This window comes from Borreliella yangtzensis, from assembly GCF_014201775.1.
GTDB classification, from domain to species: Bacteria; Spirochaetota; Spirochaetia; order Borreliales; family Borreliaceae; genus Borreliella; species Borreliella yangtzensis.
Map to the genome: position 1 here is coordinate 24,775 of NZ_JACHFG010000001.1, position 17,363 is coordinate 42,137.

The 17,363-nt window shown below is 26.5% G+C and carries 15 protein-coding genes, 4 tRNA genes and 1 other RNA gene; 10 read left to right on the forward strand and 10 right to left on the reverse strand.

All coding sequences use genetic code 11. The features are described 5' to 3' along the window. Window positions 1-335: 335 nt before the first annotated feature. The 7 genes from aspS to HNP68_RS00160 are packed head-to-tail and all read right to left on the reverse strand — an operon-like array spanning window position 336 to window position 7,175. Complete coding sequence (aspS, locus tag HNP68_RS00130) at window positions 336-2,096, reverse strand: aspartate--tRNA ligase (protein ID WP_183219209.1); 1,761 nt, start codon at window positions 2,094-2,096, stop codon at window positions 336-338. Between the two features lie 3 nt (window positions 2,097-2,099). Next, the gene (locus HNP68_RS00135) at window positions 2,100-4,205 is read right to left on the reverse strand and encodes a cation:proton antiporter domain-containing protein (RefSeq protein ID WP_183219211.1); all 2,106 of its coding nucleotides are present in this window, start codon (window positions 4,203-4,205) and stop codon (window positions 2,100-2,102) included. Then, window positions 4,202-4,483 carry an HPr family phosphocarrier protein gene (locus HNP68_RS00140; protein ID WP_183219212.1) on the reverse strand — a complete coding sequence of 94 codons (282 nt, stop codon included), beginning with the start codon at window positions 4,481-4,483 and terminating at the stop codon, window positions 4,202-4,204. Before HNP68_RS00140 ends, HNP68_RS00135 begins: the two co-directional genes overlap by 4 nt. Before the next feature lie 3 nt (window positions 4,484-4,486). After that, window positions 4,487-4,789, reverse strand: coding sequence for an HPF/RaiA family ribosome-associated protein (locus HNP68_RS00145; RefSeq protein ID WP_183219214.1), 303 nt, complete (start codon window positions 4,787-4,789; stop codon window positions 4,487-4,489). Next, the gene (gene rpoN / locus HNP68_RS00150) at window positions 4,779-6,038 is read right to left on the reverse strand and encodes an RNA polymerase factor sigma-54 (protein ID WP_183219216.1); all 1,260 of its coding nucleotides are present in this window, start codon (window positions 6,036-6,038) and stop codon (window positions 4,779-4,781) included. The genes HNP68_RS00145 and rpoN overlap by 11 nt, the downstream gene beginning before the upstream one ends. A 2-nt stretch (window positions 6,039-6,040) precedes the next feature. Beyond that, complete coding sequence (locus HNP68_RS00155; protein WP_183219218.1) at window positions 6,041-6,574, reverse strand: chromate transporter; 534 nt, start codon at window positions 6,572-6,574, stop codon at window positions 6,041-6,043. A 13-nt stretch (window positions 6,575-6,587) separates the two neighbouring features. Further along, window positions 6,588-7,175: a chromate transporter gene (locus HNP68_RS00160; RefSeq protein ID WP_183219220.1), complete on the reverse strand. Its 588-nt coding sequence runs from the start codon at window positions 7,173-7,175 to the stop codon at window positions 6,588-6,590. Window positions 7,176-7,381: 206 nt separating this feature from the next. Between HNP68_RS00160 and HNP68_RS00165 the strand changes: the two genes are divergently transcribed. Further along, the gene (locus HNP68_RS00165) at window positions 7,382-8,224 is read left to right on the forward strand and encodes a mechanosensitive ion channel family protein (RefSeq protein ID WP_183219222.1); all 843 of its coding nucleotides are present in this window, start codon (window positions 7,382-7,384) and stop codon (window positions 8,222-8,224) included. Here HNP68_RS00165 and HNP68_RS00170 read toward each other — a convergent pair. Continuing rightward, the gene (locus tag HNP68_RS00170; RefSeq protein ID WP_183219224.1) at window positions 8,221-9,369 is read right to left on the reverse strand and encodes a glycosyltransferase family 4 protein; all 1,149 of its coding nucleotides are present in this window, start codon (window positions 9,367-9,369) and stop codon (window positions 8,221-8,223) included. The genes HNP68_RS00165 and HNP68_RS00170 overlap by 4 nt on opposite strands. A gap of 56 nt (window positions 9,370-9,425) precedes the next feature. Between HNP68_RS00170 and holA the strand changes: the two genes are divergently transcribed. After that, window positions 9,426-10,415 (forward strand): DNA polymerase III subunit delta, encoded by a 990-nt coding sequence (gene holA, locus HNP68_RS00175; protein ID WP_183219226.1) that lies wholly within the window; start codon window positions 9,426-9,428, stop codon window positions 10,413-10,415. 3 nt (window positions 10,416-10,418) lie between these two features. Further along, complete coding sequence (locus tag HNP68_RS00180; RefSeq protein WP_183219229.1) at window positions 10,419-11,060, forward strand: hypothetical protein; 642 nt, start codon at window positions 10,419-10,421, stop codon at window positions 11,058-11,060. A gap of 59 nt (window positions 11,061-11,119) precedes the next feature. Here HNP68_RS00180 and uvrC read toward each other — a convergent pair whose 3' ends face one another. Continuing rightward, window positions 11,120-12,916, reverse strand: coding sequence for an excinuclease ABC subunit UvrC (gene uvrC / locus HNP68_RS00185; protein WP_183219230.1), 1,797 nt, complete (start codon window positions 12,914-12,916; stop codon window positions 11,120-11,122). A 122-nt stretch (window positions 12,917-13,038) separates the two neighbouring features. On the opposite strand from uvrC, the gene HNP68_RS00190 reads away from it, so the two are divergent. From HNP68_RS00190 to HNP68_RS00205, 4 genes are all read left to right on the forward strand, one after another. Beyond that, window positions 13,039-14,556, forward strand: coding sequence for a fibronectin type III domain-containing protein (locus tag HNP68_RS00190; RefSeq protein WP_183219232.1), 1,518 nt, complete (start codon window positions 13,039-13,041; stop codon window positions 14,554-14,556). Beyond that, window positions 14,549-15,859, forward strand: a complete 1,311-nt coding sequence (locus tag HNP68_RS00195; RefSeq protein ID WP_183219234.1) for a tetratricopeptide repeat protein — start codon at window positions 14,549-14,551, stop codon at window positions 15,857-15,859. Before HNP68_RS00190 ends, HNP68_RS00195 begins: the two co-directional genes overlap by 8 nt. Before the next feature lie 62 nt (window positions 15,860-15,921). Continuing rightward, window positions 15,922-16,010: transfer RNA gene (locus HNP68_RS00200), tRNA-Ser, on the forward strand. Between the two features lie 56 nt (window positions 16,011-16,066). Continuing rightward, window positions 16,067-16,153 (forward strand) — tRNA-Ser (locus HNP68_RS00205). Between the two features lie 31 nt (window positions 16,154-16,184). Here the strand turns inward: HNP68_RS00205 and HNP68_RS00210 are convergent. Beyond that, on the reverse strand, window positions 16,185-16,898 hold the full coding sequence (locus HNP68_RS00210) for a hypothetical protein (RefSeq protein WP_183219236.1): 714 nt from the start codon (window positions 16,896-16,898) through the stop codon (window positions 16,185-16,187). A gap of 74 nt (window positions 16,899-16,972) precedes the next feature. Between HNP68_RS00210 and HNP68_RS00215 the strand changes: the two genes are divergently transcribed. From HNP68_RS00215 to ffs, 3 genes are all read left to right on the forward strand, one after another. Beyond that, a tRNA-Arg gene (locus HNP68_RS00215) sits at window positions 16,973-17,046 on the forward strand. A gap of 16 nt (window positions 17,047-17,062) precedes the next feature. Further along, window positions 17,063-17,149, forward strand: a tRNA-Ser gene (locus tag HNP68_RS00220). A gap of 3 nt (window positions 17,150-17,152) precedes the next feature. Next, window positions 17,153-17,249, forward strand: an RNA gene (gene ffs, locus HNP68_RS00225) — signal recognition particle sRNA small type. The last annotated feature ends 114 nt before the right edge of the window (window positions 17,250-17,363 follow it).

The following is a 17,363-nucleotide window of genomic DNA, read 5'->3' on the forward strand; positions in this document are numbered from 1 at the left end:
TATTGAATTAAAGATTATTGAACATTTTAGTCGTCTTTTTTTGTTATTTTTGATTCTTTTTTAAGAACTCAGATTAGATATTAATTAATTTTTAAAATTATTGTTGGATATTGTGTTTATAGAGCTTTTCTAATTTAAAAGGGAAGTCATTAAAATTGTTTTTAAATTTAAAAAGCATTTTATTTTGCATATATTTTATATACTTTTTATAGTGCTTATTGTTTGTGAAAAATTAAACTTGAGCTTTTGAGATTTAATTTCTTGAAAGAATAGAATGAATATAAATATCTGATTTTTATAATTTTAATGAGGTGTTTTATAAGCCATATTATTAATTAAGCGTTATCAGTAGTAATATTGATTCCAAGTTCTTTGAGTTGTTCATTTGAGATTTTGGAGGGAGAGTTATCAAGAGGGCTTGCTGCAAAAGAATTCTTGGGGAATAGTATTACATCTTTTATTGAAGTTGATTTTGTCATTAGCATTATTAGTCTATCAATGCCAATTGCAATTCCTCCATGATTAGGAGCCCCATATTCTAATGCTTTTAGAAAAAACCCAAATCTATCTTCTGATTTTTCTTTTTGAAATCCTATTATGTTAAAAATTCTTTGTTGAAGTTCTTTATTATGTATTCTAATTGAGCCTGAACCAAGCTCTACGCCATTTAAAACAAGATCATAAATTTCACCTATAGCTTTGGTTGGATTTTTTTCCAAATTGGTAATATATTGCTTTTTGGGGAGTGAGAACATGTGGTGAGCTGGTGCATAGGTTTTTGTATTTTCGTCATATTCAAATAGTGGAAAGTCATAGACCCATAAAAATTCAAATTTATTTTCATCTATTAATCCAAGATCGTTTGCAATTTTTATTCTAATTTGCCCCATTGCTTTGCAAGCAATTTCCCATTTGTTATTGGCTGTAAAGAAAATTATGTCGTTATTTTCTAGAGAATAGGCTTTTATTAATTGTTGTTCTTCTGTTTTTAAAAATTTTGCAATTCCTCCAGAAAATTCATTATTTTCAATTTTTGTAAAATAAAGACTTCGTGTTTTGTAAAGCTTTGCAATTTCTTCTAAATTGTTTATTTTTGTTCTTGAAAATTTATGAGCTTTATCTTTTACTATTAAAATTTTAATTGACCCTTTGTTGTTTAGAGTATCTTTGAATTCATTGAATTCTGAATTTTTAAGATTACTACTTATATCTTGTAATTCAAGTTCAAATCTAGTATCTGGTTTATCGCTTCCATATTTGTTCATTGCTTTTTTGTATGTTATTTTTTTAAATTTTTTAGGTAAGTTAATGTTAAGGCAATTTTTAAATATTGAAAAAAGCATACTTTCTATTAATTTAAAAATATTTTCTTTTTTGACAAAGCTCATTTCAAGATCAAGCTGTGTGAATTCCGGTTGTCTGTCTCCTCTTGAATCTTCGTCTCTATAGCAACGAGCTATTTGAAAGTATTTATCAAAACCCGATATCATTATAAGCTGTTTGTAAAGTTGTGGAGATTGAGGTAAGGCATAAAAAGATCCTTTATGGATCCTTGATGGTATTACAAAGTCTCTTGCGCCTTCTGGTGTTGATTTTACAAAAGTGGGAGTTTCTAGTTCTAAAAAATTTCTTTTTATTAAAAAATTTCTAATAAGATGAGTAGCCTGACATCTTAAAATAATCTTATTTTTCAATGAATCTCTTCTTAAATCTAAGTATCTATATTCAAGTTTTGAGTTTTCACTTGCATTATTGTCATCTTCTATCATAAACGGCAATTCATTACACTTTGAGATAATTTCAATGTTTTTTGCCAATATTTCAAAATGTCCTGTTTTCATATTTGTGTTTATCATGTTGGAGGGTCTTTTGTTCAATATTCCTTGAATTTTAATGCAATATTCAAGTTTTATTTTTTCTGCGATCTTTAAAAGATGTTCTTCGGTTATCAGAACTTGAGCTTTTTCATATCTGTCTCTTATGTTTAGAAAGGTAAATTTTCCGTGGTGTCTAATTTTTTTTACCCAAGCATTTATTTCAACTTTTTTGTTTATCAATTTTTCATTCAATTCATTGCATTTGATAACTTTAAACATAATTCAGCTCACTATTATATTATAAATTTCTTTGTCTGTTTTTGCATTTAAAATTTCTTTTTTGTATAGATCAACTTTGCCTACAACAGATGCTAAAATTCTGGGATAGCTAACATAATCTTTTGCTGGGCATAATATTAATATAAAAACATGGCTTAAATTTTTGTCAAGAGCATTAAAGTCGATCCCCTCGTGGCTTATTCCTATTGCAATATGTATTTTTGAGATTAAATTTGTTTTTAAATGAGGAATAGCAAAGCCTTCTTTTAGTGCAGTAGTAATTAATTTTTCTCTTTCCATTAAATCTTGAAATATTCTTTCTTTATCAATTTCAATGTTTATTACGCTTAAAAGTTCTCTTAGCACATCAGCTTTATTGCTTGCTTTTAATTCTAGAATAATGTTTTCCTTTTTTAACCTTTTATTTAGTTTAATATTGCTAAGGATTTTATCATAATTTAATGAGTAATCTAGTTTTTTTGCTCTTAAAGAGACTGTTTCAACTTCTTTGGTTATTTTTTCTAAGTTTAAGATTGTTTCTCTAAAAAGATCTTGTATTATAATTAAATGATTATTTGGGCATTCAAATGTAATTTTGCTACCTTCTCGCTTTATTGAGAAAGATATATTGTTTTTTCTTGCATTAATATATTGTGAAGAATCATTTTTAATTTGTTGTGTGAAAAAACCCTCTTTTCTTAATTCATTTTTCAAGTCCCATATAAGAATTTTGGCTAAATTGTCATATTCAAATGATACACTGATATGTGTATTTTGATTTATTGTAAGTTCTTTTTTAAGTCCGCTTTTGTTTATTTTGAATAAAAAGTTTATTATGGGTGTTGTAATGATTGTTGGCAAAAATACCATTATTATTATAATGCCGAATATTTTTTGACTAATGAATCCTGAAGATAATGCTACATTTGCCATAATAAGGGAAACTTCTCCTCTTGGGACCATGCCGGTTGCAATTTTTAAGGCTCCAAGTTTATTAAATCCCAAAAAGAGTGCTGGAATAAAGCAAAATGTACTTTTAGTAATTATTGCCATTGCGCTGATTGCTGATCCGAGTATAAGAACTTCTTTTGAAAGTATTTCATTAATGTCTGACATAAGTCCAATTGATGTAAAAAATATTGGGATAAAAAATCTTTCAAAGATTGTTAGTTTATCTTGAATTACATATACAATGTCTGTTTTTGACATGGCAAGTCCAAATACATAAGCTCCAACTACAAAAGACATTCCTAGATTTTGGAAAATGCTTGCAATGGTAAGGGCTAAAGAGAGTGTTATTACGGTTGCTAAAGTGACGCTGTTTAATTTTTTCAACAGTCTTGAGAGTGTTTCTGATATATATATTAAAGAGAAAGTTAAGCATAGCCAAATTAGTATATTTTGAATTATGGTTTTGATCGAGCTTGCTATATCAAGATCTGATATAGATCTTGATATAGTTATTACACTTGTAAGCATGAGCATTGAAAGTACATCATCAATAATTGAAGTTGAGATTATTGTCACTCCCTCTGACGTACTCATTTTTTTCTTTGCTGAGAGTATGCTTGCTGCAATTCCTGCTGATGTTGGAGTTCCAATTATTCCAATAAAAAGCGAGGTTGGACTTATTAGAGGAACATTAAAAATTATACTGGCCATTAGTATAAAACTTGTAAAGGTTCCAACAACTTCTGTGATTCCAATAATTCCTCCGCGTGGCAAAAATTTGATAAACAATTTTAAGTCAGTTTCAAGCCCTGTCGTGAAAAGTAGTATTATTGAAGCTATGGTAGAGATTGCAAATATTTTTTCATTTATTAAATAATTTTCTCCAATTGAAGTTATTCCTAATGGGAATAATAAAGGTATTTTAATTTTTCCAAAGGCATTTGGACTTAGAATAATTCCTGCTGTTATTTGTCCTATTACTTTTGGAATTCCTATTTTGGTTACTAGATTGCCTAACGAAATAGATGAGATTACTATGATTGCCAGACTCATGACAAAAGATGACATATTTGCCTCAATATCATAATTTGTTGAGTATGCAAATAAAAGATTAGGTAAGTACAGTAACACTGCTATGTAAAAAGTTTTTTTATTCATTTTTCAAGCTCTTTTGAAAAATTATATTTTAGTAAATTAAACAAATTTTTAATTGCCATTTTTTCTTTTTTCCTTGTGACTGTTATTTTTACTTTTCCTTTGTATATTATTCCCAATATAATAATTTCGATTGTGGATTTTGTTTCAGCTTTTATGTCACCTTTTGTTATTATTTTTATATCGCACGAAGAGTGTTTATTTGCTAATTCAGCAAGCATGTTTGTCGATCTTGAATGTATCCCATATGTATTTATTATTTCAATTTCTACTTCTTGCATTTTTTATTTATCTTGTTTATTGTTTTTTTTCTCTTTTTCTTTAGTTGCTGTTTTGTAAAGTTTTTCTATTGCGCTATCAATAAGGCTTAGAAGTATTTTTCCATTTTCTCTTATGTGTATTATTTTCCCCCAATTAAAATGAGCATGTGCGTCGAATTCAAAAAGTTCATGTTCTTTTTTGATTGTAATTTTTAAATTTTCTACATGTTTTTTGATATGAGTATCAAATTTTTCTAGCTTTTTGAGAATAAAGACCTTTTCACTCTCATTTAAGTTAAAATTAACCGCTTGAATTTTAGGTTCCATAATATGTTCTTCCTTTCTCAGATTTTAATTCATTTCTATACTTGTTTACTGTTCTTCTAGAAATAGAGATTCCTTTGGATTCCAGTATAACAGAAATCGCTTTATCTGACATCTTTTTATTTACTTCTAATAACTTTTTTACTGTTATTTTAATGCTTAATTTTGAAAATTCATTTGTTCTTGCTCCACCAACAGAGCTAAAGAGATCTTTGATTAATACCGTACCCCATTCACATTTTAAATATTTATTTTTTATTGCTCTTGATATTGTTGATTTTGATACATTGATTTTTTCTGACAAAATGCTAAAGTTCATTGGCCTTAAGCTTTTAAAACCCCTTTTTAGAAATTCTTTTTGTAGTGTATATATAGCTATTCCTATTTTTGCAAGTATTTCGTCTCTATATCTTAATGATTCGATTAACCATTTTGCTGTTTTTTGTTTTTTAAGATTTGCAGTTGTTCTTTTAAGCTTTTTTTTAAAGATGTTAACTTCTTTGATTTTAATTTCAAATTTGTTATTGTGGTTTATTATTAGTATGTCTGGGTCAACATAGAAATTAGTGTCATCTGGATCTTTAAATTCAAGAGTTGGGTTGGGGTTGAGTTTTTGTCTGATAATTTCTAAAGCTGTGTTAAATTCTTTACTTCTTATTTTAAGTTCTTCTTTTAACTTTTCTTGAGTTTTTTCAAGAAGTTCTGCTTTTTCAAGAATTTTAATAATATTACTTTCTAATTTATGATGCTTTGCTTGCAAAATTAAAGATTCTATTATATTGGGAACACAAATTCCAATTGGATCAAATTTCTGAATAAGTTCAATTACTTTTTTTACTTTTTCTTTTTCTTCCTTTTTAAAAAGATCGTAAGGGTTTATTATATGAAAACCTTTACTGTTTAGATTGTTTATTAATATCTCACCTATTTTAAGTTCATCTTCATTTATTCTTTGAATTCTTAATTGTAGCAAAAGGTGCTCTTTTAAAGAAATAGTTGTTTGTGTTTTTTCAAGAGCTATGTCGTGTTGATTTTTTATAAAATAATCTTCTTTATAGAAATTTTTTTTAAATCTATATGTTTTCAATGTTTCAAAAAATATTTTATTTGAGTCTATTTCTAGGTATTCGTTATTTTCACTTTCTTCTAATATAAGCTGCGACAATTCTTTTTTATTAAGGCTCAATATTTTCATTGTTTGTATTTGAATTGAGTTTAAATTTTGAGATAATTTTAGTTTTTGTTTAATCATATTTATATTAATGTATAAAAAAATCCGCTAATTATAATTATTAATGCTGGGCTTATTTTATTATAAAAAAATAAAATAAAAAAATTAATTCCTATAATAGTTAAGGTTCTTAAAAACTCTGTTTTGTCGTTCTCTATCTTTAAATATGTATTTTCGAGCAAAATGATTACTGTAATTATCCATAGTGCAACAATAATAGGGGTTAAATTTTCTAGACAATAATTTAAAAAATTGATTTTATGAAGCATTAGGAGGATTATTGTCATTATTATTATTGGAGCTGTTATTAATGCTACAGTGGCAATTATTGCTCCTAATATTCCTGCAGTTTTCATTCCAACATATGTTGCTATGTTTGTGGCGATAGGTCCTGGGGTTATCCTTGATATTGTAATCATATTGACAAATTCTTCTTTTGTTATCCACTGTTTGTTATTGATTATTTCATTGTTTATTATCGCTGCAATTCCATTGCCGCCTCCAAAATTTAATAATCCAATTTTTAAAAATGTAATGAATAAATTTATTAAAATCAACCGATATCCTTTTTTATTTAGTTAATATTTTTTTTATTGTTATATATTTTAATGTGTATATTAAAAAGAAAATTAGCAGAATGTATGATATTCTTATTTTTAATTTAAAAATTGCAAAAATTACAAGAAAACATATTGTCCATTTTATTAAAGAATTATTCAACATTTTTTTTGAAAATTTTAAAATAACTGTTAGCATTATAATAATTGAAGAAATTTTTGCGCCTTCAAGAAATTTTTCGACATGTATGTTGTTTGGTACTAACTTTAGGTAAAGGAAAACCATTATTATTGCAATCATGGAGGGTAAAGTACCGGCAACAACGAGTAAAAGTGCACATGGGAAACCCCCAAATTTTTTTCCTATTAGGAATACAAAATTAATTGCTGTAACTCCAGGAATAACATTTGATGTTGCTAGTATTTTATTAAAATCGCTCTCAGATATTATTTTTCTTTTTTTAACAAATATTTTCTTAAGTTCAGATATAATTATTAATCCTCCGCCAATTGTAAGTGTTGTTGTTTTAAAGACAAGTAAAAACAAGTCTAAAATTTCATATAAACTTTTTTGTTTCTTTTTATTCATTTGTTTTGTCAAATTTAGTAAAAACCTTTGGTAAACATTTTACCACAAATATTTTTTGTAATGTGTGTTTTATTGTTGAAAAGCGTGATAAAAACATGCTTTATTATGGTTTTAAAGCATTTACATATTGTTTTACTAAAGGTTTTATTGGGAAGTTTAGTTTATTTTTTGTGCTATAATTCAATTAATTTATATGAAGCTTAGAAGGAAAGTCTAGTTTGTTTAAAGAGTTTTTAATATTTCAAGATTATTTTAATCATATTATTGAGGGTATTTTAGGTTATGGTCTAAAAGTTTCGATTGCGATATCTTTGTGGTATTTTTTAAAATTAATAGTTAAGAAAATGGGTAAAATCTTATTTAAGACTTTGGAAAAGTCTAGATTGGAAGAGAAGTTAGAGGCTACAGTTTTTAACTTTTTAAAATCTTTTTTCAAAATATTGACAGATTTTGTTATTGTCTTAATAATATTGCCATATCTTGGAGTACCTACAACTTCTATTATTGCTGTATTTGGATCATTAGGGATTGCTATTGGGCTTGCTGCTCAAGGCATTTTATCTAATTTTGTTAGCGGAATTATTGTTTTAAATTCTAAGTTTTTTAAGTGCGGAGATCATATTAAATGTGAAGATGTTGAAGGGTTGGTTGAGGCTGTTCAGATTTTTTTTACTACGCTCAAAACATTTAACGAAGAAATTATTAAAATTCCTAACAGCAAGCTCACATCCAATTCCGTTGTTAATTTTTCGGCAAATCCTAGAAGAAGAGTTGTTTTTTCTTTTCAAATTCCTCATGATACAAATATTGGTTTATTAAAAGATAAAATAGAGGATATAGTGGTTTTTAATAATAAGAAATTTAATGCTGAGATTTGTTCTCCTACTCTTATTATCGAAAAATATACTTCTTGTTATATAGTTGTGCAAGTTCGATTTTTTATTAATACAGAAGCTTTTTGGGATTTTCAATATTTTATTGGTGAATCTGTTAAAAATGTTTTATTGGATATGAAAATTAAGTTTCCAATATGTTTTATACCTTTTGACAAGCTGTGCTAATGTTTTGTTTTTGCAATAATTTCTGAGTAATAATTTTCAATTTTTTTTGTAAAAAAATGGCTTGAAAATTTAGTAGAGTATCTTTTTGCATTTTGTTTAAATGTTTTTAGTATTTTTTCGTCTTTTATTACTTTTTCTATGTACTGAGGTAAATTTTCGTACTTTTTTATTAAAAAACCGTTTATTCCTTCTTTTATTACATCTTTATATATATTATCATGCATTAAAATAGCAGGTATTCCAGCAGTTAGTGCCTCTATTACTGTCATTGGATATACTTCACTTTTTGATAGACTGGCAAAAATATCAGAAATTTTGTAATAATAACATATTTCTTCCCAAGGAATTGTTCCTATTAGCAGTATTTGTTTTTCAAGTCCATACCTAATGCTAAAATTTTTTATTTCTTTTTCTTCGCTTCCTTTGCCAATAATAATAAGCTTATAATTTTTATTTTTTATTAAAAGATCTTTTAAATGTGTTACTAATGAATTTATGTTTTTTTCTTGATTTATTCTTCCAACAAATATGATTATTTTGTCTGTTTGACTTATGTTGTACTTTTTTAAAATTTCATCTTTTTTTTCTTTGCTTAAAATTTTTATGAAAAGCTTTCTGTCAACCCCATTTGGAATTATTTTATAGTTAGCATTATTTGAAAGGTCAAAATACCTCTCTTTTGCTTTGCTTGATGGATAAATAAAATATTTTATTTTATTATAATGTTTTCGCATCATTTTATCTGGTTTAATAAAATGTTTAAAAATTCCTAAGTAATGTAAATAATAATCCCACATTGTATGGCTTGTGTGAACTATTGGTATGTTTTGTTTTAATGCAATTTGTTTTCCAATTTTTCCCATAGAAAACTCGGAGTGAGTATGAATTATGTCTGGTTTGTAGCTTTGAATTATTTTAGATATTTTTCTTTTATTGGGAAAAGCTATTACAGCATCAAGTTTTTTATTTATTTGAATGGATGGACATCTGTAAACATTTTTTTCGTTTGAAGATTTTTTAGATTTTGGACAAAATATGTAAACTTCATAACCAATTTTTTCAAATCCTTCTTTAATTTGCTTTATTGATGTTGCTACTCCATTTTTTTCTGGGATATACGTATCTGTAAATATTGCAACTTTCATATTCTCCTCCTAGCTTAAGTATAATATATTTGGCACTTGGATTATAATTTACTTTAATGCAAGTGGTTTATTTATTGTTGGGTAGTGAGCAAGGGTTAAAAGAAGCTTATTTGAAAGAACTATTAATCAAGATGGATGCTTTTAAATCAGAAATTTTGGTTACTAAAATTTTTTTGTCAGAGCTATCAGTTTTGGAATTTACTGAGAAGTTGTTTTCTAATTCTTTTTTTTCAAAAAAAGAAATTTTTATTGTCTATGAGGCTGAACTTTTAAAAGCAGGAAAAGATTTAGAACTAGTATGTAATGCAATTTTAAAGTCCAACAATAAAACTGTTATTTTTGTTTCTAGCAGTAATACATGTAATATTGATTTTAAGAATAAGCTTAAGTTTATAAAAAAAGTTTTTTATGAGATTCCTGATGATGATAAATTTACATTTGTAAAAAGAAATTTTTTTAATCTTAATATTAAAATTACAGATTCTGCAATAAACTTAATGCTTTTAATGTTAAATTCAGATACTAAAATTTTGAAATTTTATATAGATTCTTTTGCGCTTTTTGCTAAGAACAACACTATTGATGATGAAGATATAACTTCTTGGATTAGTTTTGTTCGATTTGAGAATACTTTTTCTTTATTTAATTCAATTTTAAAAAAAGATATGGCTCATTGCTTGATAAAGATTAAGTCTATTTTGGATCAGGGAGAAGATTTGCTTAGTATCTTAATGAGTCTTATTTGGCAATTTAAAAGATTATTAAAGGTGCAAATAGATTATAATACATGTGGAAGTTTGCAGAGTGCATTGAATAAAAATAAAATTTTTTTTTCATTAAATAAAATTTATAGAGTAGGAGTTAAAAATTATTCGATTTCAGAAATAAAAATTGTTTTGAAAATTTTATATAGGTTTGATTTATACTTGAGGATTTATTCTAAAAATATTCATCAAAATTTATCATATTTTTTAATATTTTCAATTTTAAAGCTTAATAATAATTTTTTAATGCATTGTTCTACAGAGTCAAAATTTAATTTTTAATGTATGAAGCAAAAATTAAGTTTGATTATATTGTTTTGTTTTTTATCTTGTAAATCTGAATCTAGATTGGCAGAAATTGTTTTAATAAAGTTTCTTGATTCTATTAAAAATTTTCAAAACAGTCCCGAAATATTTTTTGGTTATTTAAATATTCCAAGCGATGATGATCTGAGGGCAAAGATTTATGGGTTAAAATTTCAAGCAAAAGATGATTTTATTTTTTATCCTTTGTTTTTTAATAATCTAAGATATGAAATAATAAGTAAAAAAAATATTTCTAATGGCTTTGAATTTGAAGTTATTATTAAAAATGTTAACTTTCAAAACGGGATCGAAAAATTTTTGGTTAAATTAAATAAAATTGAAGAAGGATCTTCAAAGCTTAAAAATTTAGAAAAAAAAGAGCGTAAAAAAATATTTAATGATTTAATAAATGAAGTTGTTGAAGAGTTAAATAATTTTGATTACACTGAGATTGTTCATTTTTTTAGATTAGTCAAAAGTTCTTCTGGAGGCTATAAAATAGAGCTTTTGGGAGATGTTTTAAATATACAAGTTAGAAACAAGCTTGTTAATGATCTTTTTTTAGTTTTATCGCCTGGAATTTCAAATCGTGTTTTAATTTTAAAAAATATTAATAAATAATCTATTTTAAATTTTATCGTTAATTTATAGGTTATGTAAAATTAAATTGGGTTTAAAATTTATTTACCGTGATTATGATTTTTTATTGCAAATTCTTTTATTCTTTTTGCAAGTTGAATATTTACTTTTATTTTTTCTGAAATTTCATTTTCACTTAAAGGTAGTATATCTTTATAGGTTCCAATTGATTTTAATATTTTTTGTGCTGTTTTTTCTCCAATTCCATGTATTTTTGTGTACAATAGAGTTATTTTTTCCCTTCTTTTTTTGTTAAATTCGTTAGCTTTTCTGTGTGCCTCATCTCTTACATTTTGTAGTATTCTAAGAGCAGGATGTCCCTGAGGTAAATTTATTCCTTTTTTGTTGGTTATTAAGAATATTGTTTCGTGTTTTTTTGCCAATGAACAGACTTTAACTTTGTTTTCTATTTTTAGTCCTTTTAAGATAGAAAAAGCAGCATTTAATTGTCCTTTTCCTCCGTCAATTAAAATTAAGTTTGGTAGTTCTAAGTTTTTATTGATTATTTCTGAATATCTTCTTGAGATTACTTCCTTTATTGCCTTAAAGTCGTCAATTTCTCCTTTTAATAGCGAGTTTAGCTTGTAAAGTTTATAGTTTTCTTTAAAAGGAATTCCCATTTTAAAAGCAACCATAGAAGCTACTGTTTCTTGACCTTTAAGATGAGCAATGTCAAATCCTTCAATTATTTTGGGAAGTTTGTCCATTTCTAGAAAAATTTTCAAACTTTCAAGTGCTTTGTTACTTTTATTTTCATATTCTCTTAAAGATAATTCAGCATTAGATATGGCCATTTCCATTATTTTTAAAGTTTCTTCTGTTTCTTCGTTAATAATTTCTGTTTTTGTATTTTTAATTTCATTTATTAGTTTTTCAACATTTTTAGTGTCGATATCTTTGAGAAAAATATGAATTTTGTCTGGCACTATCATGTTAATAGATGTGTAATATTGAGTTAAAAATTGTAAAATTAATTCATTTTGTTTAAAAATACTTTCATCGAAGTTTACATCTCTTTCGACTAATTTTCCATTTCTGTATTTTAACACTATTATTGTATTTATATTTTCTCCTGGATGAACATGTACATAATCTATGTTTAAATTATTGGTTTTTGCAACGATTTGTATTTGATTAATTTCTATTAAAGAATTTTTAGTTTCTCTCAATTTAATAGCAGTTTCAAAATCTTCTTTTTGTATGGCAAGTTTTAATTTAATGTCAATTTTGCTTAATATTTCGGATATATTTCCGCTTAGTATGGATTTTGCCCTGTCTAGTTCTTTTTGATATTCTTTTTCAAGGTTTTCTTTGTAGCATACTCCAAGGCATTGCCCCATGTGGTAATATAGACAAGGAGCATTGGATTTTTTTTTACATTTTCTAATTTTAAATGTTTTGTTAATAAAATCTAAAACTTGGTCTAATTTTTTTACATTGGTAAATGGTCCAAAATATTCGCTTTGGTCATTAATTATTTTTCTAGTTTTGAAAATTCTTGGATATTTTTCGTGCGTTATTCTTACCATGGGATAACCTTTTCCGTCTTTTAATTTTACATTGTAATCAGGCTTATGAGTTTTGATTAGATTGCATTCTAAAAGCAATGCTTCGTATTCGCTGTTTGTTGTAATAACTTCTATTGATTTTACATTTTTCATTAGTATTTTAATTTTGTGACTATTTTTTTCTAAAAAATAACTTTTAATTCTTGATCTTAGATTTTTTGCTTTTCCAATATAGAGTATTTTTTTATTTGCATTTAGCATTTTATAGCAACCGCTTGTAGTTGGGAATTGTGTTACTTTTTCGAATAAACTTTCAAGGTTCTCTTCCATAATGTCAGACAGTTTTTAGATTTTAGAAATCATCTTGTGATATAATATTGTATCATAAATACAGTGTGTTTTATGTTTTGAGGTATTTAAAAATATGAATAATAACAAATAAAAGGTCAAAAATGAGATTAATTTTAATGCTCTTGCTATTTTTTTTGTACTTTTCTGTTCTTTTATCTCAAGAATTGAAGTTAATACTTGATTCAAAAAAAAATTTTAAATTTATTCAAGATTCTAGCAATATTACTTTTGAAAAGGATATGAGGGGGTTGCTTGGTATTTATTTGGATAGATATAAAACTGTTTTGGATTTAAATAATATTGATTTACGCTTAGAAATCGGAAGAGATAATAAATTAAAAGACACATCTTCAAACTATTTAGTTAGTGCAGAGAGTTTGAGAGTTTCAAATGAATTTCGTAATGTTTCTAACGGTTCTTTAATTTTTTATTCAAATCAAAATCCTGTTAAGTTTAAGCCATTAACAAAGAAAGCTTTCTTTTTCTCAGGTAATACTGTCTCTGATTTCACTATTAAGTTTTGGGTATATCGAACAACTTCTGTTACAGGAGAAATTATTTTTAGTTGGGATGGCTATAAAAATATTAATAATTTATGGGTGGATCAGTCTATTAGATTAGAAAGCGATGAGGGAAATTTTGTTTGGGTTTTAAACAATGTCTTTTTAAAAGATAATAAAAATCCTATTAAGATTAGAATGAAAAGCAATGATGATTTTATTCCAAAAAAATGGCATTTACATACCTTAAGATATAGGCAAAGGGATGGCATACTTGAATATTTAATAGATTCTAAACCCCAGGCAATAGAATATATAACAAATGATAAGAAGGAAGGATCAGGGTATTTATTAAGTATTGGCAATTTTATTGATTTTACCTTGGGGACTTATTTTACTGGTGCGGTTGAAAATTTGGAAATACATAAAAGTTTTGAAGAGGTTAGTAATGCTTTTTTTTCAAAGAATATGGGATATATTATTACAGAGCCTATTAAGCTTTCTAAATATTATTCTCAAGTATTGTCCTTTGATGTTGATTCTAATGTTCCTAAGGATACAGAGATTGTTTATTATTACAGATTAGATAATAAGGTATTTTATGATACAGATAGCTATGGGAATATTAAGAAAAATTTAACTGGAGCGTGGATTCATTTTGACCCCAAAAAAGATTTTCCAGATTCAAAAATATCAAAATATATTCAAATAAAAGTTGAATTTTATCCCAGTGGGGATTCTGTAAGCAGTCCTTCTCTTTATAGTATGTCGATTACTTATGTTCCCGAAGCAGCTCCATTTCCTCCTGTGATAACAAAAGTTATTCCGGGCTCTAGAGAAGTTTTTGTTGAGTGGATTCCTGTTGTTAATAGTAGTGTTGAAGGGTATTATATTTATATTGGTGTTGCTTCTGGTAATTATCATGGAAAAACCGGTGGTGTTTTAACCTCTCCTATTGATGTTGGAAATCAAACTTCTTTTAAGATTACAGGACTAGAAGATGGAAGGCTTTATTATATCAGTATTGCTGCTTACAATTTAGATAAAAGTGTGAATAAAACTTCTTTTTCAAAGGAAATTTCTGTAAGACCTATGGAGATTTTTAAAAAATATGAATAACTTTAGTTTTGAAAAAGCTTTAAATTTTTATAAAAATGGTGACTTTAAAAGTTCTCTTGACAATTTAGATGTTTTTGATGAGAATTTTGATTCTCTTTCGCTTAAAGCACTTATTTATTTCAAAAAAAGGGATTATAAGGCTCTCTCATATTTGTTAAATACTTATCCTGTTGTTTTGAGTGAATATAATTTTTTAGTTAAGCTTGTAGATTATGGTAAAGTTGAAAAAAATAAAGATGGTCTAAGTCCTTTTGAAAATTATAATTTGGGCGTTTTTTATTTTAATTTAAAAGAATATGAACTTGCGTTAAGTTGTTTTTTGAAGGCTAAAGAGCAAAAATCTGATTTTATGCAGGCTTTAAACAATAGTGCGGTCTTATTTGAAATGTTGGGCAATAAGGATAAGGCTTTGAAATTATTTTTTGAGGCTAGAAATTTGGACCAAAACAATTCTCTTGTTAAGCTTAACATTTGGATTTTAAAAAATATCAAATCCCTTGAAATAGTAAGCTTTTTGAAAGTAGAGGAAATTTTTTTTGGTGCCAATCTAGCTCTTGTTGTTAATTATTTAATGTATTATTTTTATTCTATTGGAGAAATAAGCAGGGCCATTAGGCTTTCTGAAAAATTTTTAACGGATTCTTATTATTCTAAGTATATTTGGCACAATAGAGCAACTATTTTCCATAAAATGGGCAATATGACTCAAGCTACATCATCTTATGTTAAAGCCATTTTGAATTTTCCGAATATTTATACAATTTATAATATGCATATTGCAACAATTGAGCTTTTGAAATTTTCTCCTAAAAAGTCTATTGAGAGAATGGTTAATGATTATTCTAATTTAGACTTGATATATTTGTATGCAACCTTATTCTTTCTTAGAAATCGTGATCTTGAGGATGCCTATTTTTATATGAAAAAACTTTGTGAGCTTAATCCAGAGCCTTATTTGAAATTTTTAAAATTACTTGAGTTTAGTGAGGACATGTTAATTGAAAATTTGCTTGAAGAATTTGCAATATCTTTAAGAGTAAATTGGCATTTGGAGTATTTATTTTTTATTGACAATTCTTTAAATTTGAGAGATCCTATTTTTATTTTTGATCACAATATAAGGGTAAATACATATATTTGGAGAATTAAAGACGAGTGCATTGAATTAAAATTTAGCAATAATGAGGAAAAAATGGTTAAAGAAGTCTTGCATGAAGAATGTATTTATTCTAAAGTTGACATTTCTATTGGAGATTTCCAAAATTTAATAGAAGCTTATAAAGAGTTTAGAATGAATTACTAATATTTGCAGTTTATTTAGTTGACAATAATAATATCTCTAAGATAATATGTATTAATGTTGTAGGAGAGATGCCAGAGTGGCCGAATGGGGCTTCCTGCTAAGAAGTTGTCCTTTTAAAAGGGGACCATGGGTTCGAATCCCATTCTCTCCGTAATTATTTAAATCTTGACAGTGCGTACTTTATTTATTAAAATTTTTCTTAGCTCTGGAGAGGTGGCAGAGTGGTTTAATGCTACGGTCTTGAAAACCGTTGTAGGTGTAAGCCTACCGTGAGTTCGAATCTCACCCTCTCCGTAATTATTGTGTTTAATTTTAAGTATTAAGATTAAGAGTGCAAGTGTTTCTTGTGTTGATGTTCATTTTCTGTGTTTTCATGTATAGGGAATTGAAATTCGATTTTATCGCAGGCATTACAATTAATTAAGAATGGGTCGTAAAAAATTATAATTTGGTTGTTTTTAAAGTAATATTTATATCTAGGAAAGATTACTGTGAATTTTTTTTCCAATTCGTGTGGATTGAGTTTTTCTTTTATGTTAAAATCTTTAATCTTATGTTTTATCTGTTCTTTTAATACATTTATTAGAGAGTCTAACTGATCCTTTGATATTATTTCTGAAATTTCTATTTTTTTGTTTCCTTTTAAGTTTAAAGAGTAATACTTGGAAAAAGAGTTTGATTCTTTTTCTTTGAAGGATTCTTTATATAGGATAGATGTAATACCAATATTTTCATTCTTAAATACTGTAAAGCTGGAAAAATAAAAATATTCATTTTTTGAATTTTCGGTTTTTGATATTTTATTTTCGATATCTTTTTTCCATTTTTTTATAAAATTTTCAAATTCAAAGTTTGTATTTTCCATAAAAGGAATTTTTGCATCTATATTGAGAATATTATTGTTTTTCAGTATTTCTTTTTCTTGAATATTTTTAGTTTTAATTATGAATTCAGAATTAACTTTTTTAGAGATTGATTTATAGCATGATAAAATAGATAAAGATAACATTAAAAGAAAAATCATTATTTTAGTTTTCACAACTTCTCCGTTTTCTGTTGGATGTTTTTATTGTAATAAATAGCGATTTTTATTACAATAAAAATTAATTATTTGTGTCCATAGCTCAGTTGGATAGAGCGTTAGATTGCGATTCTTAAGGTCGGAGGTTCAAGTCCTCTTGGACACGAAAAATTTGTTAGTTTGGAGAGATGGCCGAGTGGCTTAAGGCGCACGCTTGGAAAGCGTGTATACAGTAAAATGTATCATGGGTTCGAATCCCATTCTCTCCGGTTCCTAGGACCCGTACTACCAAGTGTTGCTGAATCCCGTCAGGACTGGAAGGTAGCAGCGGTAAGCAATTTTTTTGGTGAGTACGCAAGTCTTAGGTTTTATTTTGAGCCAAAATGTGATGCTTTGCTTTATGTTAAGATATGGATTTGTCTTTTTGAAACTTTCAATTTTGTTGTATTTTTCCGGGAAGCTTTTCTTTTTTAGATGTTTTTT

Excerpts from the sequence above, each read along its gene's own strand:
- aspS (WP_183219209.1), bottom strand. The coding sequence starts at position 2,096 with ATGTTTAAAGTTATCAAATGCAATGAATTGAATGAAAAATTGATAAAC.
- HNP68_RS00135 (WP_183219211.1), bottom strand. The coding sequence starts at position 4,205 with ATGAATAAAAAAACTTTTTACATAGCAGTGTTACTGTACTTACCTAAT.
- HNP68_RS00140 (WP_183219212.1), bottom strand. The coding sequence starts at position 4,483 with ATGCAAGAAGTAGAAATTGAAATAATAAATACATATGGGATACATTCA.
- HNP68_RS00145 (WP_183219214.1), bottom strand. The coding sequence starts at position 4,789 with ATGGAACCTAAAATTCAAGCGGTTAATTTTAACTTAAATGAGAGTGAA.
- rpoN (WP_183219216.1), bottom strand. The coding sequence starts at position 6,038 with ATGATTAAACAAAAACTAAAATTATCTCAAAATTTAAACTCAATTCAA.
- HNP68_RS00170 (WP_183219224.1), bottom strand. The coding sequence starts at position 9,369 with ATGAAAGTTGCAATATTTACAGATACGTATATCCCAGAAAAAAATGGA.
- holA (WP_183219226.1), top strand. The coding sequence starts at position 9,426 with ATGCAAGTGGTTTATTTATTGTTGGGTAGTGAGCAAGGGTTAAAAGAA.
- HNP68_RS00180 (WP_183219229.1), top strand. The coding sequence starts at position 10,419 with ATGAAGCAAAAATTAAGTTTGATTATATTGTTTTGTTTTTTATCTTGT.
- uvrC (WP_183219230.1), bottom strand. The coding sequence starts at position 12,916 with ATGGAAGAGAACCTTGAAAGTTTATTCGAAAAAGTAACACAATTCCCA.
- HNP68_RS00190 (WP_183219232.1), top strand. The coding sequence starts at position 13,039 with ATGAGATTAATTTTAATGCTCTTGCTATTTTTTTTGTACTTTTCTGTT.
- HNP68_RS00195 (WP_183219234.1), top strand. The coding sequence starts at position 14,549 with ATGAATAACTTTAGTTTTGAAAAAGCTTTAAATTTTTATAAAAATGGT.